Raw genomic sequence first — 22,115 nt, forward strand, 5'->3', positions numbered from 1 at the left:
ACATTCGCCCCTTGGCAGTACGTCCTCCCATGATTCCGGGCAGGGCCGATCCCTTGGGGCTTTTGTTTTTCACGGGATCGCAACCGTGAAGGCCGCAATCCTCATCGATGGTGGCTACTTCCTCAAACGCCTCGGAAGCGTTCGGCGCGACATCGACATGCTCGACGCCAAGGCCGTGGACACAGCCATCGGGCAACTGGTGGACAGCCACCTCAAGCAACTCAACCACGTCGAGAAGGCCAAGAACCATTACAGCCTGCTCTATCGCTGCTTCTTCTACGATGCCCTCCCCTACATGCAGAAGGCGCATCTGCCGGTCAGCAAGCGCGGCTTCGACTATGCCAAGTCCGATCAGGCACAGTTCCGCCTTGCCCTGTTCGACCGGCTGCGCCGTCGCGCCAATTTCGCCGTGCGGCTTGGTCAGGTCCGTCTCGAACGGTCATGGATCCTGTCGGAGGAGGCCCAGAAGGCCATCCTGAACGGCACCCGCCAACCGGCCGACCTGACCGATGCCGACTTCTACCCCGGATTGCGCCAAAAGGCGGTGGACATGCGCATCGGCGTCGATATCGCCTCGATCAGCCTGAAACGGCAGGCCGATACGATCATCCTCATCGCGGGCGACAGCGATTTCGTTCCTGCCTCCAAGCTCGCCCGGCGCGAAGGGGTCCGCATCGTCCTCGATCCCATGTGGCAGTCGGTCGAAGCTTCGCTGTTCGAACATATCGACGCCCTGCGCAGCGGTTTCGCGCGGCCCGGTGCCGCCGCGGCCGCAAATCCTGTCCCTTCAGACCCGGCGGAATAAGACATGGCCAAGAAACCCACCCTGGTCGAAACTCTCACCCATGACGCCACGCGCAAGAACATTCCGACGGCGGAGTTCGAGTCGATCATGCGCGATCAGGACAAGACGCCGATCCAGCTCGCCTACGAACGCCGCAACCGCGATCTGGACCCGCAGCTGGTCTGGCGCGGGAAGGATGAGCAGGACTGGTCCGACCTGATCGTTCAGGCCCCGCCGCTGTATATCCAGGAAAAGGTCCACCCCAAGGTCATCATCGACGACCTGAAACGCGAATCCGCCAACCGCGCCAAGGCGACCAAGGACGCCCCGCAGTTCGACATGTTCGCCGATTTCAACGGCCTGCCCGATGCCGAGGCCGCGACCGAGTTCTACCAGCACGATCAGCACTGGTCGAACCGGATGATCTCGGGCGACAGCCTGTCGGTGATGGCCAGCCTCGCGGAACGCGAGGGGCTGCGCGGTCAGGTGCAATGCATCTATTTCGACCCGCCCTATGGCATCAAGTTCAACTCCAACTTCCAGTGGTCCACCACTTCGCGCGATGTGAAGGATGGCGACAAGACCCATGTGACGCGCGAACCCGAACAGGTCCGCGCCTTTCGCGACACCTGGAAGGACGGCATCCATTCCTACCTGACCTACCTGCGCGACCGGCTGACCGTGGCGCGCGACCTGCTGAGCGACAGCGGCAGCATCTTCGTGCAGATCGGCGACGAGAACGTCCACCGCGTGCGGGCGCTAATGGATGAGGTGTTTGGGGAAGATAACTTCATCAGCCAGATCGCTTTCAAGAAAACGAGCGGCACTGGCGCAAATTACTTGGACAATGTCTACGACACCAACCTTTGGTTCGCACGCAATAAGGCGCAAATGAAGTTTCGGCGCCCACTGCAGGTCAAATCTGATGACCTATTGGCGACTCAATACACGGGCCGAGACGAAATCCGAAACATCTATAGACTTGGCGACCCAGCCTATCTGCCTGGCGACATGAGTTCTCAGGGCGCAAGCGAAGCAGGAACCTACCCATTCGCATTGACTGGGCAGACATTTGAACTTCCACCAAACACGCACTGGAAAGCCTCGCGCGGAGGGATGCCCCGACTGGCAAAAGCTAATCGACTGGTCGGGATCGGCAAACGTGCTCGGTACAAGAGATTTGCTGATGATTATCCTATTGTGACCTTCAATAACACTTGGGATGACACCGTAATTTCGGGATACGCCGACGCAAAGACGTATGTCGTCCAGACCTCTCCAAAGGTCGTCGCACGATGCATTCTGATGGCTACCGATCCCGGCGATCTGGTGCTCGATCCCACCTGCGGCTCCGGCACCACGGCCTATGTCGCCGAACACTGGGGGCGGCGCTGGATCACCATCGACACCTCTCGCGTCGCCATCGCCCTCGCCCGATCCCGCCTGATGGGCGCGCGCTATCCCTATTACCTGCTGGCCGACAGCGTGGATGGCCAGCGCAAAGAGGGCGAGATCACCCGCACCCCGCCCAAATCCGCCCCCACCCACGGCAGCATCCGTCAAGGCTTCGTCTACGACCGCGTGCCGCACATCACGCTGAAATCCATCGCCAACAACGCCGAAATCGACGTGATCTGGGACAGGATGCAGCCTGCGGTCGAGGATGCGCGCGCCGCGCTCAACACCGCGCTGGCCGGCCACCCCACCCCCTTCAAGGTGGAATCCGGCGGTCGTGCTGGCGCAAAGATCGACTTCCGCGCCACCGGGGAAGTGAAACTCCCTTCCGGCGAGCCCGCCCCCGCAGGCGGCCTGATGGAATGGGAAATCCCGCGCCAGGCCCCCGCCGACTGGCCCGAGCCGGCGCGCGCCGCACTCGACCGCTTCTGGCAGGCCCGCATCGCTCGGCAGAAGGAGATCGACGCCTCGATCGCCGCCAAGGCCGAATTCGAATACCTTTACGACAAGCCCTTCGAGGACAAGTCGAAGGTCCGTGTCGCCGGCCCCTTCACGGTGGAAAGCCTGTCGCCCCACCGCACCCTTGCCGTCGATTGGGATGACGAGCTGATCGACACGCACGAGGCCGCCGAGGGCAAGCGCAAGACGGCCGAGGCCCCGCGCGACTTCACCGACTTCGCACATATGATCCTGGAAAACCTGAAAGCCGCCGGCGTGCAGCAGGCGCACAAGGAGGACCGGATCACCTTCACCAGCCTGACCGGCTGGCCGGGCAGATGGGTCTGCGCCGAGGGCACCTTCATGGAAGGCGACACCCAGCGCCGCGCGGGCGTGTTCATCGGCCCCGAGTTCGGCACGGTGTCCCGCCCCGACCTGGTCGCCGCCGCGCGCGAGGCAGGCGACGCCGGTTTCGACGTGCTGATCGCCTGCGCCTTCAACTACGACGCCCATAGCAGCGAGTTCGACAAGCTGGGCCGCATCCGCGTGCTGAAGGCCCGGATGAACCCCGACCTGCACATGGGGGGCGATCTGAAATCCACCGGCGCGGGCAACCTGTTCGTGATCTTCGGCGAGCCGGATATCCGGATCACCGATGCGGGCGACGGCATGGTGCAGGTCCAGGTCTTCGGCGTGGACGTGTTCAAACCCCAGACCGGCGAGGTGCAGAGCGAAGGCACCGACGGCATCGCCCTGTGGATGCTCGACACCGACTACAACGAGGAATCCTTCTTCGTCCGCCACGCCTATTTCCTCGGCGCCAACGACCCCTACAAGGCGCTGAAAACCACGTTGAAGGCCGAGATCGACGAGGAGGCTTGGGAGAGCCTGTATTCCGACACGTCGCGCCCGTTCCCGAAGCCGAAGTCGGGGCGGATCGCGGTAAAGGTGATCAACCACCTTGGGGACGAAGTGATGAAGGTGTTTGCGGTATGATCGAGTTCCGCATCGCCGACACCTTTACCGACAGCCTCGCCCGCCTGACCGCGCAGGAGCAGAAGGCGGTCAAGACCACCGCGTTCGATCTGCAACTGGACCCGACCTCGAACGGCCTTTCTTTCCACAAACTGGACCGCGCCAAGGACCCGAACTTCTGGTCGGTGCGGGTGAATGCCGACATCCGGATCATCGTCCACCGCACGGCCTCCAGCATCCTGCTGGTCCGTGTCGATCACCACGACGACGCCTACAAATGGGCCGAACGGCGCAAGATCGAACGACACCCGACCACCGGCGCCATGCAGCTGGTCGAGGTGCGCGAACGGGTCGAAGAGGTGGAGATCTTCAGGCCAAAGGAACTGGCAGCAGCACCCGCGCCAGCCGCCAAACCTTCCGCTCGTCTATTCGACAACCTGCGCAAGTTCGAACTGATGGCCTTTGGCGTTCCCGAGGAATGGGTGAACGACGTCCGGGCGGCTACCGAAGACACTCTGTTCGACATCATCGAGCACCTGCCGCAAGAGGCGCAGGAAGCTCTGCTGAAACTGGCTGTGGGCGAGAAACCACAACCGCCCGAACCTGCTCCGGTCGAAGCCGATCCGTTTGCTCACCCGGACGCCCAGCGCCGCTTCCGCGTTCTGGCCAACGCAGAAGAACTAAAGCAGGCGCTCGACTATCCCTGGGACAAGTGGGCGGTGTTCTTGCATCCAGCCCAGGCTGACCTTGTCGAGCGATCCTTCTCCGGTCCGACCCGGGTTTCGGGTTCGGCCGGGACAGGAAAAACCATCGTGGCGCTGCATCGTGCGGTCCATCTTGCCCGCGCCAATCCTTCTGCCAAGGTCTTGCTGACGACGTTCTCCAAGCCGCTGGCGAACGCCCTGCGAGCCAAGTTGGCCAGCCTCGTGGGCAATGAGCCCTTGGTTTCGGCGCGGATTGTCGTGAAGGCGGTCTCGGCAGTTGGGTATGACCTTTATTCCGAGCGGTTTGGGCAGCCGCAGATCGCACCTGCTGCACTGGTCAAGTCGCTGATCGCGAAAGCAGCGGCTGAAGTCGAAGGACACAGGTTCTCGACCCAGTTCCTGATCGGAGAGTGGAACGACGTCGTGGACGCCTGGCAGCTTCGGTCGTGGGAAGATTACCGTGACGTCTCGCGGCTCGGTAGGAAGACTCGGGTCGGCGGCAAACAGCGCGAAGCCCTTTGGACCATCTTTGAACGCGTCCGTGCTGGGCTACGGGAACGCGGCGTTGTGACATGGTCGGACGTTTTCGGCCGTCTGGCAGACAGTTTCGGCCAAGGCAGCGCACGCCCTTACGACTTCGCCGTGATCGACGAGGCGCAGGACCTGGGTGTGACGGAGGCGCGGTTCTTCGCCGCCATGGCAGCAGGGCGAAGCGACGGGCTCTTCTTCGCCGGAGATCTTGGCCAGCGCATCTTTCAACAGCCCTTTTCCTGGAAGGCGCTTGGCCTTGATGTCCGCGGCCGCTCTTTCACCCTGCGCATCAATTACCGCACGTCACATCAGATCCGCACACATGCCGATCGACTCCTGCCGTCAACCGTTTCGGATGTGGATGGCAACACGGAAGGGCGGCGCGGCACCGTGTCGATGTTCGACGGACCTCCGCCGATGGTCTTGGCCTGCAAAGATGAGGGTCACGAATGCCGCGCGGTTGCAGGATGGATCACGGATCGACTGAAGGAGGGCTGCGCACCGCGCGAGGTTGGTATTTTCGTCAGGTCTGACGCGGAACTGAAACGTGCGCGTGCTGCCGCGAAAGCTGCGGGCGTTCGCGCGGTCGAATTGAGTGAAAAGGTCGAAGTGGAGGACGGGGCAGTCGCCATCAGTACAATGCACTTCGCGAAGGGGCTGGAGTTCCGGTCGGTGGTGGTCATGGCCTGCGACGACGAGGTGATCCCGCAATCAGAGCGGATCGAGTCAGTGGCTGACGACGCGGACCTCGAGGAAGTCTACAACACGGAACGGCACCTGCTCTATGTTGCCTGCACAAGGGCGAGGGATCACCTGCTGGTGACCGGCGTAACTCCCGTGTCGGAGTTCGTCGACGACTTCCTCAAGGGCAACTGACCGACGAGGTCGGACTGCCCCCCTCCTCTGGTTCCTCCCCGGTCCAGAACGTATGCGGGGGGGCGCAGCGCGGCGGTTCGCTAGCGTGAGGCCCTTTCACCGGGGAAGCCAGGCGGAAGCCACCCTGCGACCTGATGCCGGAATTCGTGAGTCAGATCAGCGACTTGCGGAATCACGATCTGGCCGCGGTGGATTCCCGGCGGGAAGCCAGGGAAGCCACCTTCGGGGAAGCCAGGGGGCGGGAAGCCACCCCTGGAAGCCAATTCGTTCGAAGCCGTTGAATCCGCTTCGTTTTTCGTGTTGACAGACCTGCCCCCATTGACCTACCCCTCGATCATCGAAGAATTGCGCCCGGAGGAACCCCCTCGCGGGCGCTTTTCATTTCCCCTCCCCCACATCCCGAGCCCCGCCCCATGGACCTCGTCTTCGCGCCGAGCCAGGTAGAGTCCTGGCCGATCACCCGGCTGCGCCCCTATGCCCGCAATGCCAAGATGCACGGCGACGACCAGGTGGCGAAGATCGCCGCCAGCATGGCCAAGTTCGGCTGGACGGTGCCGTGCATGGTGGCCGACGACGGCGAACTGATCGCGGGGCACGGCAGGGTGCTGGCGGCGACGATGCTCGGCCTGACCGTGGTGCCGGTGATCCGGCTCAGCCATCTCGACGAGGCCGAGCGCCGCGCCTACCGGATCGCCGACAACAAGCTGACGGAACTGGGCGAATGGGACGAGGCTCTGCTGCGCGACGAGATCGCGGGGCTGCTGGCCGAGGATTTCGACCTGGCCCTGCTCGGCATCAGCGACGATGATCTCGACGCCCTGCTGCGGGATCCCGAGGCGCTGGGCAGCGATGGCCCGGTCGAGGGCGAGGACGATGTTCCGGAACTGCCGGTCACGCCGGTGTCGGTGCCGGGCGACCTCTGGCAGCTGGGCGCGCACCGGCTGATCTGTGGCGACAGCACCGCGGCCGATGTGGTCGGGCGGCTGCTCGGTGATGTCCGCCCCCTGCTCATGGTCACCGATCCGCCCTATGGCGTGGAGTATGATCCCTCCTGGCGCAACCAGGCGGGCGCGGCGAAGACCAAACGCACCGGCAAGGTGCTGAACGACGACCGGGCCGACTGGCGCGAAGCGTGGGCGCTGTTTCCCGGCGACGTCGCATATGTCTGGCATGGCGCGCTGCATGCGGGGACCGTGGCCGATAGCCTAACCGCCGCGGGCTTCGCCATCCGGTCGCAGATCATCTGGGCCAAGGACCGGCTGGTCCTCAGCCGCGGCGACTATCACTGGCAGCATGAACCCTGCTGGTATGCCGTGCGCGCCAAAGGCAAGGGCCATTGGGCCGGGGATCGCAAGCAGACGACGCTCTGGCAGATCGCCAACCGGGATCAGGATGCCGACACCGTGCACGCCACACAGAAGCCGGTCGAATGCATGCGGCGGCCGATCCTGAACAATTCCAGCCCCGGCCAGGCAGTCTACGAGCCCTTCATGGGTTCCGGCACCACGCTGATCGCGGCCGAGACCACGGGCCGGGTCTGTTTCGGGGTCGAGTTGAACCCGGCCTATGTCGATGTGGCTATCGAACGGTGGCAGTCGTTTACGGGTCAGGAGGCGGTACTGACGGGAACCGGCGAGACCTTCACCGCCCTGAAGGCCAAGCGGCTCGCGGCATGAACGCACCCCTCCTGCCCGGCCGGATCGAGCATTGGCCCCTCGCCCGCCTCCGGCCCTACACCCGAAATGCCAAGACCCACGATGCCGATCAGGTCGCAAAGATCGCCGCCAGCATGGCCGAGTTCGGCTGGACCGTCCCGTGCCTCGTCGCCGCCGACGGCGAATTGATCGCGGGCCATGGTCGCGTCCTGGCCGCCGCGCAACTGGGGCTGGCCGAGGCGCCGGTCATCGTCCTGGGCCATCTGACCGAGGCGCAGCGCCGCGCCTACCGGATCGCCGACAACAAGCTGACCGAACTGGGCGGGTGGGACGAGACGCTTCTGCTCGAGGAACTGCGCGGCCTGTTGGCCGAGGATTTCGACCTCGGGCTGATCGGGATCCCCGGGGACGAACTGGACGCCCTGCTGCACGATGCCGACGACCGCGCGCCCATCGACGATGACGCGGCCGACACCATCCCCGAGGCCCCGGCCGAGCCGATCACCCGCCCCGGCGACATCTGGCGGCTCGGGCATCACCGACTGATCTGCGGCGATGCAACCCACCCGGCCGTGGTGGCGCGGCTGATGGACGGGGCGCAGGCCTCGCTGGTGTTCACCTCCCCGCCCTATGCCCAGCAGCGCGACTATGGCGCGGCGAAGGAAAAGGTCGGTGATTGGGATGCGCTGATGCAAGGCGTCTTCGCCGCGGCTCCCGTCACGGCCGATGCCCAGCTGCTGGTGAATCTCGGCCTTTTGCATCGCGATGGCGAATGGATCCCGTATTGGGAGGGCTGGCTCGACTGGATGCGCGCGCAGGGCTGGCGGCGCTTCGGCTGGTATGTCTGGGACCAGGGGCCCGGCCTACCGGGCGACTGGAACGGGCGGCTGGCGCCGTCGCACGAGTTCATCTTCCACTTCAACCGCCACCCGCGAAAGCCGAACAAGACGGTCGAGAGCAAGCACGCGGGCGAGACCCTCGGCGGCGGCGGCCTTCGCGGGGCCGACGGCACGGTCCATCGCAAGACCGGCTACGGCAACGCGATCCAGAGCCACCGCATCCCGGACAGCGTCTTCCGCATCATGCGCCACAAGGGCGGGCTGGGCGCGGCCGGATCGCACCCCGCCGTCTTCCCGGTGGCGCTGGTCGAGGTGGTTCTGGAAGCCTTCACCGATCCCGGCGACCTGGTGTTCGAACCCTTCTGCGGCTCCGGAACCCAGCTGATCGCGGCTGAACGCACCGGACGGCACTGCTGCGCTGTGGAACTGGACCCGGTCTACTGCGACGTGGCTGTTCGGCGGTGGGAGCTGGCGACGGGGCGCACTGGCCATCGTCTCCCCGCATGACAGGCGAGGCGGCGGTGCTTCGATCAGTTGACGGTGCGATAACCGCGTTGGGTGTTCAGATTAACGTACTCAGTTTGCTGGCGGGCCCATTCGTGCAGGAATTTTTCGCATTCAACCCGGAGTTCCCGATCGGCAGGCCTTGGGTCATTGCTGATCAGGTAATGCTCCAAGCCCTTGCTTCCCCATGCCTTGACCAGTTCGACGATCTGCCCCCTGCGCTGCGCCTCTTTCGGCGAGTGGGTGCCCTCGAAATGCTTATTTGCCCATCGAATATAGGACAAGTTGCGTGCGCGAACGGCCTGACTTTCGCCGATCCGAAGACTGCGTGTTGGCCAGTGGACCTCTGCATAGATCCCGTGTCCGGTTGGCATTCGGCTGACGTCGCCCTTTCCGGGAACCCACAACAGGTTCAACCTGATTCCACGAAACTCCAATGCTTCACTCCGATATGCAGCCATTGCCGACATGTTCTACTCGCCAGATTCTCAGTCCCGAAGGTTCAAAAGAACTTGGACGAAAGAATGGCGTAGGGAGGCGGCCGCGCACCCCAGTGCGCTCGCCTACCTAATTGATCCTGTAAACCGTCCCCCTGCCTTCGACCTTTTCCGGGGTGATGGGCAGGCCCAGCTTCTTCTTCAGCGCGCCCGAGATCGAACCCCGGACTGTGTGCGATTGCCAAGACGTCGCCTCCACCATCTCTGCGATGGTGGCACCCTCGGGCCGCTGGAGCATGGCGATGATCTGCGCCTGCTTGGTGCCAGCGCGGATGGTCACGGGTTTCGCGGTGCCGGTGTCTTCGGGCGTTTCCGCGGGTTCCGCCTTGGGCTTCGCCCTCCGCACATTGGCGACGGCGCTGACCACCAGCGGCTCGATCCCGATGGCCTCCAGCCCGGCCTCGGTCGCGATCAGAGTTGTGCCGTGACCGTCACCGGTTTCGCGCCACATCGGCTCATTGCGGCGCAGGTTGGCCTCGACCTCCTCGAGCCAGCCGCGGGCGATCATCTTGCCGACCACCATCCTGGCGGCGGCGCCGACCAGCCCCTCGGGCAGAGGCAGGGCGAGGTTCCCCGGACGGGTCGCAGCGCGGGACAGGATCAGGGACTGGGTATCGGACGGGGTGGTCATTGGGGCCTCCGGGCGCTGTGGTGCGCGGTGTGCGCGCCTTCTACGGACGTTCGCCCGGCTTACGCGGCCCCACTGGGGCCACGGTCCGGGCTCACCCCCGTCGTCGGACGGGGCGGCCGTCGCGCGTTGTGGGCGCGTCAAGCGGCGTGTTCGCCTTCCTTGAAGGCGCTGTCGGTGATCTGGCGCAGCAGGCCCGCGTAGTGCTGCAGCGTCCCGACATGCCCCCAGTGGATCTCGTCGGGATGGGTCTCGAAATGGTCGTCGCTAAGGGACTTCAGGCGCTCCAGCATGGTGTCGATCTCGGCCTTGGCGGCGATGAAGGCGTCGAGGGCTTTGTTCGACCGCTCCCTCGAACCGGTGGCGGGAGCGGTCTCACTGTCGGTGGCGCGGCGGGTCGTCATGGCGGGGCATCCTTCGGTGAGTTGCATCGTTTCCTTGCGATCAGATTCGCTCTGTCGCGTCCTCTAATCAACTGAATACCAAGCAATATCATCAGCTTGATCGGATTATCCTCGCCATGAAGGGCATGAGCGAACGCGAGTATGCGGCCCATTCCGGCCTCTCCCGCGGCGGGGTGCAGAAGGCTCGGAAGAACGGGCGGCTGGTGGTCCATGACGACGGGTCGATCAACGCCGCGGCCTCGGATGTGCGGCGGGCCGAGATGACCGACCCCGACCAGCAGCGCCGCAGCCTTGGTGGGGATGGGCTAGTCAGCGGTGCGGGCGAGACCTCGTCCTACATCAAGGCGCGCACGCTGCTGACAGTCTATGCCGCGCAGGACAAGCAGATCGCGGTCCAGAAGAAGAAGGGCACGCTGGTCGACCGCGCGCGGGCGGAAACGCTGGTGTTTCGCCTGGCGCGCGAGGCGCGGGATGTCTGGGCGACCTGGCCCGGACGGGTGGCCGCACTGATGGCGGCAGAGATCATGGCGGAGGTGGAACGGCAATCCGGGGCATCGGTGACGATCGAGACCGCGATCATGCAGAGGGTGCTGGAAGCCCATGTCCGCGAACAGCTCGACGCCCTCGCCGACCTCCGGGTTTCCCTCGGATGACGATGATCTGACGGCCGACCTTGACCTCGGTTTCGACGGCGCCGAGGACCTGCTGCGGGTCTGGCGTCAGGGGCTGCGGCCTGATCCGAACCTGACGGTGTCGGAATGGGCGGATAAGCATCGCTGGCTGTCCTCGCGCGGCGCAGCCGAACCGGGGCGGTACCGCACCGCCCGCGCCCCCTACCTGCGCGAGATCATGGATGCGCTGTCGCCCGGGCATCCGGCCCAGCGCATCACCTTCATGAAGGCGGCGCAGGTCGGGGCCACGGAGGCGGGCAACAACTGGATCGGTTTCGTGATCCATCACGCCCCGGGGCCGATGCTGGCGGTGCTGCCGAGCCTCGAACTGGCCAAGCGCACCTCGCGCGGCCGCTTGGACTCGTTGATCGCGGACAGCCCGGCGCTGCGCGAACGGGTGAACCCAGCCCGGTCGCGCGATGCCGGGAATTCGATGCTGTCGAAGGAGTTTCCGGGCGGCATCCTGGTGCTGACCGGGGCGAACAGCGCCACCGGCCTGCGGTCGATGCCCGCGCGCTATGTGTTTCTGGACGAGGTCGATGCCTATCCCGCCTCGGCCGACGAGGAAGGTGACCCGGTCACGCTGGCCGAGGCGCGGACCACCACCTTCTCGCATCGGCGCAAGGTGTTCATGGTCTCGACCCCCACGATTCGGGGGCTGAGCCGGATCGAGCGGGAATTCGAGGCATCCGACCAGCGGCGCTACTTCGTGCCCTGCCCGCACTGCGGCACGATGCAGTGGCTGCAATTCGACCGGCTGCGCTGGGCGAAGGGAAAGCCCGAAACCGCCGCCTATCACTGCGAGGGTTGCGAACGGACCATTGCCGAGCATAACAAGACCGAAATGCTGGCCCGCGGCGAATGGCGGGCGACGGCGGTTTCCACGGATCCCAAGGCCATCGGCTTCCACCTCTCGGCGCTCTATTCGCCGCTCGGGTGGAAAAGCTGGTCCGACGTGGCGCGGGAATGGTTGGCGGCCCAGGGGTCGGACGAGACGCTGCGCGCCGCGCGCAACACGCTGCTTGGCGAGACATGGGTCGAGTCTGGCGACGCACCGGAATGGCAGCGGCTGGCGGATCGCCGGGAGGCTTGGAAGCCGGGCACGGTGCCCATGGCCGGGCTGTTCCTGACGGCCGGGGCCGACGTCCAGAGGGACCGCATCGAGGTCGACATCTGGGCCTGGGGCCGGGGCATGGAAAGCTGGCTCGTCGATCACATCGTCATTCCGGGCGGGCCTGACGCCCCAGAAGCCTGGGACAAGCTGACCGCCCTGCTCGGCCGGTCGTGGCAACATGCCAACGGCGCCTTCATGACCGTGGCGCGGCTTGGCATCGACACCGGCTACGAAGCTGCGGCGGTCTATGCCTGGTCGCGCAAGGTCGGGTTTGAGCAAGTCGCGCCGCTGAAGGGCCTCGAAGGGTCCAACCGGTCGGCACCCGTGTCTGGCCCTACCTATGTCGATGCCACCATCGGCGGGAAACGGCTCCGCCGCGGGGCGAGGCTCTGGTCTGTGGCCACGGCGACGTTCAAGGCGGAAACCTACCGGTTCCTGCGGATCGAACGGCCCTCGGACGAGGACCGCACCGCCGGGGTGCTCGACGCCCCCGGCACGATCCACATCCCCGGCTGGGCGGACACCGAATGGTTGAAACAGCTGGTGGCCGAGCAGTTGGTCACGATCCGCAACAAGCGCGGCTATGCCCACCAGGAATGGCAGAAGATGCGCGAGCGGAACGAGGCGCTGGACTGCCGGGTCTATGCCCGCGCCTCGGCGTGGATCCTCGGTGCCGACCGGTGGGACGAGGCCACCTGGCGGCGGCTCGAGGCGCAGGCGGGCGTCGAAACGCGCATGCCTGCAGCCGTCGCGACGGACTTACCACCACCCGACCCGGCCCAGCCCAAGGCCGGAACGCTGACCACGCCGCGCCGGAAACGGCGGGCCTACACCCCGAACTTCATGAGGGACTGATGGACCTGGAACGCATGCAGGCGCTGCTCACGGCACTGCAGGAGGCCCGCTTCGCCGGGCTGCGCAGCGTCAGCTACGACGGCAAGACCGTGACCTACGGCTCGGACGCGGAACTGGCCGCGGCCATTCGGGACTTGGAGGGCCGGATTGCTACCGCCTCTGCGACGCCCCGCCGCCGTCGCTGGGGCACCGTCGCGACGAAGGGCCTTTGACCCATGGTGCTCGACGCCTTCCGCGCCCGCCTCGGCAGCATCATCGGCGGGTTTGACGCGGCACAGTCCCACCGTCGCATGCGCGGATTCCGCGCCACCCGGGCGCATGTGAACACGCTGATCGCCGCCTCGGGCGAGACGATCACCGCCCGGGCGCGCTGGCTTGTCCGCAATAACGGCTATGCCGCGAATGCGGTCGATGCCTTCGCGAACCATGTCGTCGGCGACGGGATCAAGCCCTCGTCGAAGATCGTGGATGGAGCAAAGAAGGAGGAATTGCAGAAGCTGTGGCTCGCCTGGACGGACGAGGCCGATGCCGAGGGACTGACCGACTTCTTCGGGCTGCAGCGCCGGGCGGCCCGCGAGGTGTTTCTGGCAGGCGAGGTCTTCCTGCGCATTCGCACGCGGCGTCCCGAAGATGGTCTGACCGTACCCATGCAGTTGCAGATGCTGCCCTCGGAAATGCTGCCCCAGGATATGACCCGCGCCCTGCCCGGCGCGGGGTCGATCCGGCAGGGCATCGAGTTCGACGGCATCGGGCGACGGGTGGCCTATCACTTCTTGCGCCGCCACCCGGGCGACATGACCGATCCGGGGATGGCGGGCGAGACGGTGCGCGTGCTCGCGTCCGAGGTGATCCACATCCTCGACCCGGTCGAGGCAGGCCAGTTGCGCGGTGTCTCACGCTTTGCCGCGGCCGTGGTGAAGCTGTTCACGCTGGACCTCTACGACGACGCGGAACTGGAGCGGAAGAAGACCGCGGCGATGTTCGCGATGTTCATCACCTCCCCCGCGCCAGAAACCGCCCTCGATCCGGCCGAGGACGATCTGGAGGTCGAACCTGGCCAAGTGGTGCGACTGGACCCCGGCGAGGACGTGACCACGCCATCGACGCCGGACTCCGGGTCGACCTACGAGCCCTTCCAGTACCGCACGCTGTTGCAGATCGGCGCGGCGCTGGGCGTGCCCTATGGCTATCTGACGGGCGATACCGCGAAGGGGAACTTCTCGAACACCCGGATCGCGCTGGTCGACTTCCGCCGCCGCATCTCGGCCTTCCAGCATTCAGTCATGGTCTACCAGCTCTGCCGCGCGGTCTGGACGCGGTGGATGGACATGGCGGTGCTGGCGGGCGCCATCGATCTGCCGGGCTATGCCACCGACCGGCGCCACTACCTCGCCTGCGACTGGCTCCCCACGAAATGGGACTGGATCGACCCGGCCAAGGATGCCGCCGCCGAGATTCTGCAGATCGAGGCGGGCCTGAAGTCCCGCACGCAAGCCATCGCCGAACGCGGCTACGACGCCGAACAGGTCGACCGCGAAATCGCCGCAGAACGAAAGCGCGAGGCCGCGCTGGGGCTCGATTTCCGGCGGCCGGGGTCACCCGCGCAGGCGGCAGGCGGCGGCGCGACGCCGGGCAATGCCGAGGGCCAGCGACAGGATCAGCAGGAGGACGGCAATCAGGAAAAGGATGGCGAGGACCGGGAACCCCGGCCCGCGGAGGACGCATGATGCATCACACCCAGATCGCCCAGCGCGTCTTCAACACGCCTCTGATGGTCGATCCCGCCAAGGCGCTGGCTTTCCTGACCGGGCTTGGGCCCCGGATTACCGGTAGAGAAATCAGCGTGGAGGGGGTCGAAATCGCCTCCGAAGCGCAGGAGGCCGCCAGCCTGCCCGTCCGGGCGTCGTTGTTCGGTGATGATCTGACCAACCGCCAGTCACGGAATGGCGGTCAGCCCTTCGCAGTCGTCGATGGGATCGCGGTCATCGAAATCGCAGGCACGCTGGTGCATCGCGGGGCGTGGATCGGTCAATCCTCGGGGCTGACCTCCTATGAAGGGATCGCGGCGCAGCTGCAGGCGGCGCTGACCGATCCGGCCATCCGCGGCATCGCCCTCGACATCGACAGCTTCGGCGGCGAGGTGGCGGGAGCCTTTGACCTCGCCGACCGCATCCGCGCCGCGCGGGCGCAGAAGCCGGTCCAAGCCTTCGTGGCCGATCACGCCCTCTCGGCTGCCTATGCGCTGGCCTCGCAGGCCGACCGGATCATCCTGCCCCGGACCGGCGCTGTCGGCAGCATCGGCGTTGTCGCCATGCACAGCGACATGAGCGGGGCGCTCGACCAGAAGGGCATTGACGTCACGCTGATCCATGCCGGGGCGCGCAAGGTCGATGCGAACCCTTATCAGCCCCTGCCCGAGTCCGTCCGCGCCCAGATCGCGGGCGAGTTGGAAGACCTGCGCCAGCTCTTCGCCGAAACCGTCGCCGAGGGTCGTGGTCGCCGCCTCGACACCTTGCGAGCGCTTGGCACCGAGGCCGCCGTCTTCCGCGGTGAGGCGGCGGTCTTCGCCGGTCTTGCCGACGAAGTGGCCGATCCCGTCACCGCCTTCCGCGCTTTCGCCACCGCACCCCGCGGCACAACCACACCCAGAGGAAAGGGCCCGATGATGACCACTGCCCCCGAAGATCATGCGCAGCCTGCGCCCGCGCCTACCGCTGTCACCCCGCCGGAACCGGCCCCGCCCGCGGCAGTCGCGCCGCCGCAAACCACGGCGGCCGCGATGTCGCCCGAAGCCATCCGCGCCGAGGCAGCCGAGGTCGCGCAGGTCTGTGCGCAGGCCGCGCGCCTCGGCATCCAGATCGACGCCGCCGATGCGGTCGCCAAGGGACTGAAGCCCGAGGCGCTGCGCGCCAAGGCCCTGGCCGATCTCGCCGCCCGCAGCGATGCCGCGGGCATCATCGCCACCGCTCCGGCGTCTGGCACCAAGGAAAGCCCCATCGTGGCGGCCGCGAAGAAATCGGCCGCCGCCGCGCGCTGACGCGCACCGCCCGGATCGGGCGACCCACCCCCACCAAAATCCTGGAGACTGAACCATGCCCGTCCTGACGGAACCGCCCAGCATGGGCGACGTCCTCAAATATGAGGTCAACCCGAACTACACCCGCGAGGTGGTAACGCTGCTCGCGGGCATGTCCTACCCCGTCGGCGCCGTACTTGGCCGCATCACGGCCAGCGGCAAATACAAGCTCGCGACCAGTGGCGGCACCGATGGCGCGCAGACTGCCTCGGCTGTTCTCCTCTATGCTGTGGACGCAACCCTCGCGGACGCCACCGGCATCGTCGTAGCCCGTGGCCCCGCAATTGTCTCGCGCGCAGCGCTCGCCTACGACGCCACCGTCGATGACGGGGCCAAGATCACCACCAAGATCGGCCAACTGGCCGCCGCAGGCATCATCGCCCGCGACGGCGTCTGACGCAGCCCACCCGGCCGCGCCCATCCCCTCATTCCCCGGAGCCCCACCATGACCCTTGTCCGCAATCCCTTCGACGCTGGCGGCTATTCGCTGGCCGAGATGACGCAGGCCATCAACATTCTGCCCAACCTCTACACCCGCCTCGCCCAGATCGGCCTCTTCCGCTTCGAAGGGGTCAGCCAGCGGTCGGTGATCATCGAGCAGTACGAAGGCGTCCTGAGCCTTCTGCCCTCCGTCCCCCTCGGCGGCCCGGCCACGGTCGGCACGCGGGAAGGCCGGTCGATGCGGTCGTTCGCCCTGCCGTGGATCCCGCATGACGACGTGGTTCTTCCTGCTGACATCCAGGGTCAGCCCGCGCTGGGCGGGGCCTTCGATGCAGCCGATCCCCTCGTCGAGGTGATGAACCGCAAGCTGCTGCTGATGCGCCGCAAGCATGCCCAGACGCGCGAATACATGGAGATGAACGCGCTGCGCGGCATCGTGAAGGACGGCGCGGGCACCACCCTCTACAACTACTTCACCGAATTCGGCCTCGCGCAGATCTCCGTCGACTTCGTGCTGGGCACGGCTGGAACGAACGTGCAGGGCAAGGTCCGCGAGGTGCTGCGAGCCATCGAAGACAATCTGCTGGGCGAGGCGATGACCAGCGTCCATGCCCTCGTCAGCCGCGAGTTCTTCGACAAACTGATCGCCCATCCCAAGACGGAAGAGGCCTACAAGTTCTACGCCTCGACCGGCGCGCAGCCTTTGCGCGAGGATGTGCGGCGCAACTTTCCCTTCGCCGGGATCCTGTTCGAGGAATACTCCGGCACGGTGACCCTCTCGACCAAGGCCACTGAACGGCTTGTCCCGGCGAACGAGGGCATCGCCTTCCCCCTCGGCACCATGGACACCTTCACCACCTATGGCGGCCCGGCGAACCTCTTGGAAACCGCAAACACCATCGGCCTGCCCCTCTACGCCCGCCAGCATCTCGACGAGAAAGGCCGCTGGATCGACGTGATGACCGAGGCCTCGATCCTGCCGGTGAACAAACGGCCGCGTCTGGCCGTCCGGATCCACAGCTCGAACTGATCTGTCATGTCCGTCTTCGCCGCCGCCATGGACCGCATCTTCACCGATGCCTCCATGGCGGCCCCGGCCCTCTGGATCTCGGCCACCACGTCCGAGGAACGCCCGATCCGCATCATCTGCCGCGCGCCCGACCGCGTCACCGACTTCGGCGCAGGGCGGTTCGTCAGCGACACAACGGTGGTGGATGTGCGCGTCGCCGACCTGCCCGCCCCACGGCCGGGCGACGTGATCGTCATCGGCGCGGACAGCCACGTCATCCAGGGGGAACCGCTGCGGGATCGCGAACGGCTGACCTGGACCCTCGATCTGCGCCCGGCGTGATCCGATGAAACTGAAGCTCACCATCGATCCTGACATCGTCGCGATGATGCAGGCGGAAATCGCCGCGGGCGAGAAGGCCGTCACGACCGCCATGCGCGCGGCAGGCACGGGCCTCAAATCCGCCTGGCGCGGCCAGATCACCGGCGCGGGGTTGGGCACGCGGCTCGGCAACTCGATCCGGCTGGCTACCTGGCCCAAGGGCGGCGAGAGCCTGAACGCCGCGGCGCTGGTCTGGTCGAACGCCCCGGTGATTGTCGGCGCGCATGATGCGGGGCCGCTGATACGGTCGCGCCAAGGCTTCTGGCTGGCGATCCCCACCCCGGCCGCAGGCAAATCCACCCGCGGCGGACGGATCACCCCCGGCGAATGGGAACGTCGCACGGGGTTGCGCCTGCGCTTCATCTACCGCCGCCGCGGTCCGAGCCTGCTGGTGGCCGAGGGGCGGCTGAATTCGAAGGGCCGGGCCGTGGCGTCTCACTCCAAGACCGGCCGCGGGCTGACCACCGTGCCGATCTTCCTCCTCGTGCCCCAGGTCAAGCTGCACAAGCGGCTCGATCTGGCGCGGGATGCCGAGCGGGCCATCGACGGCGTGCCGGGGCGGATCGTGGCAGGTTGGGGTGAAACTTGGTCATGACGGGACCTGTCGACATGGCAGGCTTGTTGGCATATATTGCCAATGATCCTCCGTGAGACTCCCATGGCCACCAGAAACGTCGTCCTGACCGAAACGCAATCCGACCTTGTCGACCGCCTGGTGGCATCCGGTCGGTATCAGAACGCGTCCGAAGCGTTGCGCGCCGGGCTGCGCCTTCTGGAACGCGAAGAGGCGGAACTTGGCGCGTTGCGCAGCCGTCTGACCGCTGGGCTCGAACAGGCCCGGCGCGGGGATCTGGCCGAGGGAAGTGGCGAGGATGCGATCCGCCGGGCCTTTGCCGCCGCGCGTGCCAATTCCTGATGCCGAAACCCTTGCGCCTGACAAGGCAGGCGGAGGCCTCGCTGACCGAGATTGCACGCTGGACCATCGAGACCTTCGGTCCACGACAGGCGGCGGCCTATGAAGATGACCTGATCTCCACCTGCCGCGAGATCGCCGCGGGCACCGCCATGTCACAGGATTGCCGTCGGCTCATCGATCCCGACTTGGCCGAGGACCTGCGCTTCGCGCGGGCAGGCCAGCATTTCGTGGTCTTCATCGAGGACTCCGAGCAGGTGATCATCATCGATTTCCTGCACAGCCGCGCTGACCTGCCGCGACGACTGGCCAACCTGCCCTTCCCGAAAGGCGGCGGGGAGCACTGACCCCGGGCCTGTCCCGGAACCCCGGAACAACGGATGCCCACCACCCGCGAAACCGTCCTCGCCGCTCTTCACGCTCGGCTGCAGCCGCTTGACGCCCTGACCCTGCGCGACGAGGCGCTGCCGGAGCGGATCCCGGCGGTGGGGCTGATCATCCTGCGCGACGGCCAGCCCGGCGAGCCGGAGGTCACGCTGTCGCCCCTGCGCTATCACTACCAGCACCGGGCCGAGCTGGAGGTCGTCGTTCAGGCGGGCAGCGGCCGGGCCAGCGCCTACGATGACCTGATCGCCGCCGTTGGCGCGGCGCTGGAGGCCGACCGGACGCTGGGCGGCCTTTGCGACTGGGTCGAAGCCGAAGCACCGGCCTCCGTCGACCTGCCGATCGAGGGCGCAGCGGCACTGAAGGCGGCGATGATCACCGTCGTGTTGCACTACACCACCACCGGGCCCCTGGCCTGACACCCCAAACATCGAGGAGACCCCCATGGCACGTGCGCAAGGCGCGCGGGCGCAGATGGCGCTTGCGTTCGAGACGGTTTACGGCACCCCGCCCGCCAGCGGCTATCGGCTGATGCCTTTCGCCCGCACCACACTGGGCGCAGAGCAGCCGCTGTTGAACAGCGAACTGCTCGGTTACGGCCGCGATCCCCTGGCCCCCATCAAGGACGCCGTCACCGCCGATGGCGAGGTGGTGGTGCCGATCGATGTGGAGGCCTTCGGTTTCTGGCTGAAGGCGGCCTTCGGCGCCCCGACCACCATGGGGACCACGCCCAAGACCCACACTTTCCAGTCAGGCAACTGGACGCTGCCCTCGATGGCCATCGAAGTCGCGATGCCCGAGGTGCCGCGGTTCGCGATGTACGCGGGCTGCGTGATGGACCAGTTGTCGTGGCAGATGAACCGATCCGGCCTGCTGACCGCGACCGCCCGCCTGATCGCACAGGGCGAAGCCATCGCAGCCACCACGGCCGCAGTCACGCCCACCGCGCTGGGCCTTCAGCGCTTTGGCCATTTCAACGGGGTGGTAAAGCGCAACGGCACGGCGCTGGGCAACGTCGTCTCGGCCGAGATCACCTATGCCAACGGCCTCGACCGGATCGAGACCATCCGGAACGACGGCAAGATCGAGGGCGCCGACCCAGGCATGGCTGCGCTGACCGGCCGGATCGAGGTGCGCTTTGCCGATAGCGCCCTCGTCACCCAAGCCATCGACGGCACGCCCTGCGAGCTGGAATTCGCCTGGAGCCTCGGGGCCAATGCCAGCTTCACCTTCACCGCCCATGCCGTCTACCTGCCCGTCCCGCGGATCGAGATCCCGGGGCCGCAAGGCATCCAGGCGACCTTCGACTGGCAGGCCGCGAAAGCCGCCAGCCCTGCCCGCATGTGCACCGCCGTCCTCGTCAACACCGTCACGGGATACTGACCATGATCCGACTGAACCTTTCGAACCGGCCCGAATGGCTGGACCTGCTGCCCGGCCTTCGCGTGCTGGTGGCCCCTCTCACCACCGCGCTGATGGTCTCGGCGCGCGCCGATCCCTTGATCGACAATTTGTCGGAGGCATCAAGCCAGGAGGACTTGGCGCTGGCCATGGCCAAGGCCGTCGCCCGCCGCGCGCTGCTGGATTGGGAAGGCGTCGGCGACGATGACGGCAACCTCGTGCCCGTCAGCCCGGCCGGGATCGACGCCCTTCTCGAAATCTGGCCGGTCTTCGAAGCCTTCCAGGCGCAATATGTCGCCCGTGGTCTGATGCTGGACGCGGAAAAAAACGCCTCCGCGCCCTCGCCGACTGGTCCTTCGGCGGGGGTGACGGCTACTGCTCGGCCTGCTCGGGCCCCTGCCCCGACTGCCCCGCAAGACTGAACCGGCCGCAAACCGTCGAGGGCTGGCAGGTCTGGGACCTGACCCAGCGCCTCGGCGGCCAACTGCGCATCGCGCCGGGGGCCGTCATCGGATGGGACATGGGGGCCGCCCTCGCGCTGGCGCAGGCGCTGGGCATCAACCCCCTGATCACCGCCGAACTGCTGCCCGAGGTCGAGGCGGTGATGGTGCGCAGGCTGAACGAACAGATTGCGGAACGATCAGTTGGAGGAGACTGAATGCGGTCTCCTGATCAAGTTCGATCCGTTGGATCTCGATACCCATCGGAGGAGGCACCCCTTGCCAGACCTTTGAGGGCCTCCTTGGTCAGTGGTTTGCTTGGGGTACCGTCGCCATCTTTGCCCACGACGGGCTCGAATAACCTGCGTGACGCATCCTGCGGTACTCCGACAGATCTGGATTGGTGCTTCCCTGCTTTACGCATCTCGGGCTACCGGGACAGGCATCAAGCCGCCTGCAGGGGCACAATCCCTGAGACATCGACGGTCTCGCGGGCGCGGGCGAGATCCCAGGCGCGCTGCAGATTCATCCAGTATTCCGGCGTCGTCCCGAAATAGGTCGCAAGCCGCATCGCCGTGTCCGCGGTCAGCGCCGTCTCACCCTTGACCAGCCGTTCGATCCGGGTGCGCGGAACCTGCAACTTCCGGGCAAGCGCAGGCGCGCTCATACCCAAAGGGTACAGATACAGCTCGACCAGGACTTCGCCCGGATGGGAGGGGTTGGTGATCAGGCTCATCGTCATTCCCTTCAATGGTAGTCCACGATCTCGACATCCTGCGGACCCTGATCGGTCCAGACGAAACAGATGCGCCACTGGTCGTTGATGCGCACCGAATGCTGTCCCGCGCGGTCGCCGCTCAGGGCTTCCAGATGGTTGCCTGGCGGAAAGCGCAGGTCCTCAAGTTCCATGGCCGCGTCCAGTGCCGAAAGCATGGCACGCGTCCGTCTGACCAGATCAGCAGGAAACCCCTTGCCAAAGCGGCCCTGAGCCGCACTGGCGGCGAGCTTTCCACGCGTGCTGATGATCATGATCGCCATGTATCATGCTATGATACATAATTCAAGGATTCACCGGAATGGCTGAAAAGATGGGGTGGATGCCGCTCTCCCCGACGGCGTCGCAATGCGCCAAGCTTGTGG

25 protein-coding genes are annotated in these 22,115 nt (G+C 66.1%); 20 read left to right on the forward strand and 5 right to left on the reverse strand.

Annotated features, from left to right (window positions below; genetic code table 11):
* Window positions 1-85 precede the first annotated feature (85 nt).
* The 5 genes from FL625_RS16500 to FL625_RS16520 all read left to right on the forward strand — a co-directional run bounded on the left by FL625_RS16500 (window position 86) and on the right by FL625_RS16520 (window position 8,764).
* Window positions 86-805, forward strand: coding sequence for an NYN domain-containing protein (locus tag FL625_RS16500; RefSeq protein ID WP_200833975.1), 720 nt, complete (start codon window positions 86-88; stop codon window positions 803-805).
* Window positions 806-892: 87 nt separating this feature from the next.
* Window positions 893-3,673, forward strand: coding sequence for a site-specific DNA-methyltransferase (locus FL625_RS16505; RefSeq protein ID WP_235019470.1), 2,781 nt, complete (start codon window positions 893-895; stop codon window positions 3,671-3,673).
* Window positions 3,670-5,763, forward strand: coding sequence for a 3'-5' exonuclease (locus FL625_RS16510; protein ID WP_235019472.1), 2,094 nt, complete (start codon window positions 3,670-3,672; stop codon window positions 5,761-5,763). Before FL625_RS16505 ends, FL625_RS16510 begins: the two co-directional genes overlap by 4 nt.
* Window positions 5,764-6,176: 413 nt before the next feature.
* Entirely contained in the window at window positions 6,177-7,439 is a 1,263-nt protein-coding gene (locus FL625_RS16515) for a site-specific DNA-methyltransferase (protein WP_149589773.1), read from the forward strand.
* The gene (locus FL625_RS16520) at window positions 7,436-8,764 is read left to right on the forward strand and encodes a site-specific DNA-methyltransferase (protein ID WP_149589774.1); all 1,329 of its coding nucleotides are present in this window, start codon (window positions 7,436-7,438) and stop codon (window positions 8,762-8,764) included. Before FL625_RS16515 ends, FL625_RS16520 begins: the two co-directional genes overlap by 4 nt.
* 23 nt (window positions 8,765-8,787) lie before the next feature.
* Here FL625_RS16520 and FL625_RS16525 read toward each other — a convergent pair whose 3' ends face one another.
* The 3 genes from FL625_RS16525 to FL625_RS16535 form a co-directional block, all read right to left on the reverse strand.
* Window positions 8,788-9,222 (reverse strand): hypothetical protein, encoded by a 435-nt coding sequence (locus tag FL625_RS16525; protein ID WP_160147807.1) that lies wholly within the window; start codon window positions 9,220-9,222, stop codon window positions 8,788-8,790.
* Between the two features lie 106 nt (window positions 9,223-9,328).
* Window positions 9,329-9,889, reverse strand: coding sequence for a DUF3489 domain-containing protein (locus tag FL625_RS16530; RefSeq protein WP_149589776.1), 561 nt, complete (start codon window positions 9,887-9,889; stop codon window positions 9,329-9,331).
* Window positions 9,890-10,026: 137 nt separating this feature from the next.
* Window positions 10,027-10,290, reverse strand: a complete 264-nt coding sequence (locus tag FL625_RS16535; protein WP_149589777.1) for a hypothetical protein — start codon at window positions 10,288-10,290, stop codon at window positions 10,027-10,029.
* Window positions 10,291-10,406: 116 nt separating this feature from the next.
* Here FL625_RS16535 and FL625_RS16540 point away from each other — a divergent pair, with 116 nt between their 5' ends.
* The 15 genes from FL625_RS16540 to FL625_RS16610 all read left to right on the forward strand — a co-directional run bounded on the left by FL625_RS16540 (window position 10,407) and on the right by FL625_RS16610 (window position 21,193).
* Window positions 10,407-10,943, forward strand: a complete 537-nt coding sequence (locus FL625_RS16540) for a hypothetical protein (RefSeq protein WP_149589778.1) — start codon at window positions 10,407-10,409, stop codon at window positions 10,941-10,943.
* The gene (locus tag FL625_RS16545; RefSeq protein WP_149589779.1) at window positions 10,891-12,930 is read left to right on the forward strand and encodes a phage terminase large subunit family protein; all 2,040 of its coding nucleotides are present in this window, start codon (window positions 10,891-10,893) and stop codon (window positions 12,928-12,930) included. Before FL625_RS16540 ends, FL625_RS16545 begins: the two co-directional genes overlap by 53 nt.
* Window positions 12,930-13,142 (forward strand): phage head-tail joining protein, encoded by a 213-nt coding sequence (locus FL625_RS16550; protein WP_036706918.1) that lies wholly within the window; start codon window positions 12,930-12,932, stop codon window positions 13,140-13,142. Before FL625_RS16545 ends, FL625_RS16550 begins: the two co-directional genes overlap by 1 nt.
* Before the next feature lie 3 nt (window positions 13,143-13,145).
* Complete coding sequence (locus FL625_RS16555; protein WP_149589780.1) at window positions 13,146-14,657, forward strand: phage portal protein; 1,512 nt, start codon at window positions 13,146-13,148, stop codon at window positions 14,655-14,657.
* Window positions 14,657-15,967 carry a S49 family peptidase gene (locus tag FL625_RS16560; RefSeq protein ID WP_149589794.1) on the forward strand — a complete coding sequence of 437 codons (1,311 nt, stop codon included), beginning with the start codon at window positions 14,657-14,659 and terminating at the stop codon, window positions 15,965-15,967. Before FL625_RS16555 ends, FL625_RS16560 begins: the two co-directional genes overlap by 1 nt.
* Before the next feature lie 55 nt (window positions 15,968-16,022).
* Window positions 16,023-16,403, forward strand: coding sequence for a head decoration protein (locus tag FL625_RS16565; RefSeq protein ID WP_149589781.1), 381 nt, complete (start codon window positions 16,023-16,025; stop codon window positions 16,401-16,403).
* A gap of 48 nt (window positions 16,404-16,451) precedes the next feature.
* Window positions 16,452-17,477: a major capsid protein gene (locus tag FL625_RS16570; protein WP_149589782.1), complete on the forward strand. Its 1,026-nt coding sequence runs from the start codon at window positions 16,452-16,454 to the stop codon at window positions 17,475-17,477.
* A 6-nt stretch (window positions 17,478-17,483) separates the two neighbouring features.
* Complete coding sequence (locus tag FL625_RS16575; protein ID WP_149589783.1) at window positions 17,484-17,798, forward strand: head-tail joining protein; 315 nt, start codon at window positions 17,484-17,486, stop codon at window positions 17,796-17,798.
* 4 nt (window positions 17,799-17,802) lie between these two features.
* Window positions 17,803-18,432, forward strand: a complete 630-nt coding sequence (locus FL625_RS16580) for a DUF6441 family protein (RefSeq protein WP_149589784.1) — start codon at window positions 17,803-17,805, stop codon at window positions 18,430-18,432.
* A 63-nt stretch (window positions 18,433-18,495) separates the two neighbouring features.
* The gene (locus tag FL625_RS16585; protein WP_200833976.1) at window positions 18,496-18,753 is read left to right on the forward strand and encodes a type II toxin-antitoxin system ParD family antitoxin; all 258 of its coding nucleotides are present in this window, start codon (window positions 18,496-18,498) and stop codon (window positions 18,751-18,753) included.
* On the forward strand, window positions 18,753-19,097 hold the full coding sequence (locus FL625_RS16590; RefSeq protein WP_149589786.1) for a type II toxin-antitoxin system RelE/ParE family toxin: 345 nt from the start codon (window positions 18,753-18,755) through the stop codon (window positions 19,095-19,097). The genes FL625_RS16585 and FL625_RS16590 overlap by 1 nt, the downstream gene beginning before the upstream one ends.
* 33 nt (window positions 19,098-19,130) lie before the next feature.
* Complete coding sequence (locus tag FL625_RS16595; protein WP_149589787.1) at window positions 19,131-19,553, forward strand: acyl-CoA transferase; 423 nt, start codon at window positions 19,131-19,133, stop codon at window positions 19,551-19,553.
* 25 nt (window positions 19,554-19,578) lie between these two features.
* Window positions 19,579-20,517: a phage tail tube protein gene (locus FL625_RS16600; RefSeq protein WP_149589788.1), complete on the forward strand. Its 939-nt coding sequence runs from the start codon at window positions 19,579-19,581 to the stop codon at window positions 20,515-20,517.
* A 2-nt stretch (window positions 20,518-20,519) separates the two neighbouring features.
* On the forward strand, window positions 20,520-20,957 hold the full coding sequence (locus FL625_RS16605; RefSeq protein WP_149589789.1) for a phage-derived protein YdaY family protein: 438 nt from the start codon (window positions 20,520-20,522) through the stop codon (window positions 20,955-20,957).
* 68 nt (window positions 20,958-21,025) lie between these two features.
* Window positions 21,026-21,193, forward strand: coding sequence for a DUF7697 family protein (locus FL625_RS16610; RefSeq protein ID WP_435532712.1), 168 nt, complete (start codon window positions 21,026-21,028; stop codon window positions 21,191-21,193).
* A 227-nt stretch (window positions 21,194-21,420) separates the two neighbouring features.
* Here the strand turns inward: FL625_RS16610 and FL625_RS16615 are convergent, their stop codons facing one another.
* Window positions 21,421-21,711 carry a HigA family addiction module antitoxin gene (locus FL625_RS16615; protein ID WP_200833978.1) on the reverse strand — a complete coding sequence of 97 codons (291 nt, stop codon included), beginning with the start codon at window positions 21,709-21,711 and terminating at the stop codon, window positions 21,421-21,423.
* An 11-nt stretch (window positions 21,712-21,722) separates the two neighbouring features.
* The gene (locus FL625_RS16620; protein ID WP_290426960.1) at window positions 21,723-22,013 is read right to left on the reverse strand and encodes a type II toxin-antitoxin system RelE/ParE family toxin; all 291 of its coding nucleotides are present in this window, start codon (window positions 22,011-22,013) and stop codon (window positions 21,723-21,725) included.
* Window positions 22,014-22,115 lie beyond the last annotated feature (102 nt).

Source organism: Tabrizicola flagellatus, assembly GCF_008271465.1.
GTDB lineage: Bacteria > Pseudomonadota > Alphaproteobacteria > Rhodobacterales > Rhodobacteraceae > Tabrizicola > Tabrizicola flagellata.

Excerpts from the sequence above, each read along its gene's own strand:
- FL625_RS16505 (WP_235019470.1), top strand. The coding sequence starts at position 893 with ATGCGCGATCAGGACAAGACGCCGATCCAGCTCGCCTACGAACGCCGC.
- FL625_RS16510 (WP_235019472.1), top strand. The coding sequence starts at position 3,670 with ATGATCGAGTTCCGCATCGCCGACACCTTTACCGACAGCCTCGCCCGC.
- FL625_RS16515 (WP_149589773.1), top strand. The coding sequence starts at position 6,177 with ATGGACCTCGTCTTCGCGCCGAGCCAGGTAGAGTCCTGGCCGATCACC.
- FL625_RS16520 (WP_149589774.1), top strand. The coding sequence starts at position 7,436 with ATGAACGCACCCCTCCTGCCCGGCCGGATCGAGCATTGGCCCCTCGCC.
- FL625_RS16525 (WP_160147807.1), bottom strand. The coding sequence starts at position 9,222 with ATGGCTGCATATCGGAGTGAAGCATTGGAGTTTCGTGGAATCAGGTTG.
- FL625_RS16530 (WP_149589776.1), bottom strand. The coding sequence starts at position 9,889 with ATGACCACCCCGTCCGATACCCAGTCCCTGATCCTGTCCCGCGCTGCG.
- FL625_RS16535 (WP_149589777.1), bottom strand. The coding sequence starts at position 10,290 with ATGACGACCCGCCGCGCCACCGACAGTGAGACCGCTCCCGCCACCGGT.
- FL625_RS16540 (WP_149589778.1), top strand. The coding sequence starts at position 10,407 with ATGAAGGGCATGAGCGAACGCGAGTATGCGGCCCATTCCGGCCTCTCC.
- FL625_RS16545 (WP_149589779.1), top strand. The coding sequence starts at position 10,891 with ATGTCCGCGAACAGCTCGACGCCCTCGCCGACCTCCGGGTTTCCCTCG.
- FL625_RS16550 (WP_036706918.1), top strand. The coding sequence starts at position 12,930 with ATGGACCTGGAACGCATGCAGGCGCTGCTCACGGCACTGCAGGAGGCC.
- FL625_RS16555 (WP_149589780.1), top strand. The coding sequence starts at position 13,146 with ATGGTGCTCGACGCCTTCCGCGCCCGCCTCGGCAGCATCATCGGCGGG.
- FL625_RS16560 (WP_149589794.1), top strand. The coding sequence starts at position 14,657 with ATGCATCACACCCAGATCGCCCAGCGCGTCTTCAACACGCCTCTGATG.
- FL625_RS16565 (WP_149589781.1), top strand. The coding sequence starts at position 16,023 with ATGCCCGTCCTGACGGAACCGCCCAGCATGGGCGACGTCCTCAAATAT.
- FL625_RS16570 (WP_149589782.1), top strand. The coding sequence starts at position 16,452 with ATGACCCTTGTCCGCAATCCCTTCGACGCTGGCGGCTATTCGCTGGCC.
- FL625_RS16575 (WP_149589783.1), top strand. The coding sequence starts at position 17,484 with ATGTCCGTCTTCGCCGCCGCCATGGACCGCATCTTCACCGATGCCTCC.
- FL625_RS16580 (WP_149589784.1), top strand. The coding sequence starts at position 17,803 with ATGAAACTGAAGCTCACCATCGATCCTGACATCGTCGCGATGATGCAG.
- FL625_RS16585 (WP_200833976.1), top strand. The coding sequence starts at position 18,496 with ATGGCCACCAGAAACGTCGTCCTGACCGAAACGCAATCCGACCTTGTC.
- FL625_RS16590 (WP_149589786.1), top strand. The coding sequence starts at position 18,753 with ATGCCGAAACCCTTGCGCCTGACAAGGCAGGCGGAGGCCTCGCTGACC.
- FL625_RS16595 (WP_149589787.1), top strand. The coding sequence starts at position 19,131 with ATGCCCACCACCCGCGAAACCGTCCTCGCCGCTCTTCACGCTCGGCTG.
- FL625_RS16600 (WP_149589788.1), top strand. The coding sequence starts at position 19,579 with ATGGCACGTGCGCAAGGCGCGCGGGCGCAGATGGCGCTTGCGTTCGAG.
- FL625_RS16605 (WP_149589789.1), top strand. The coding sequence starts at position 20,520 with ATGATCCGACTGAACCTTTCGAACCGGCCCGAATGGCTGGACCTGCTG.
- FL625_RS16615 (WP_200833978.1), bottom strand. The coding sequence starts at position 21,711 with ATGAGCCTGATCACCAACCCCTCCCATCCGGGCGAAGTCCTGGTCGAG.
- FL625_RS16620 (WP_290426960.1), bottom strand. The coding sequence starts at position 22,013 with ATGGCGATCATGATCATCAGCACGCGTGGAAAGCTCGCCGCCAGTGCG.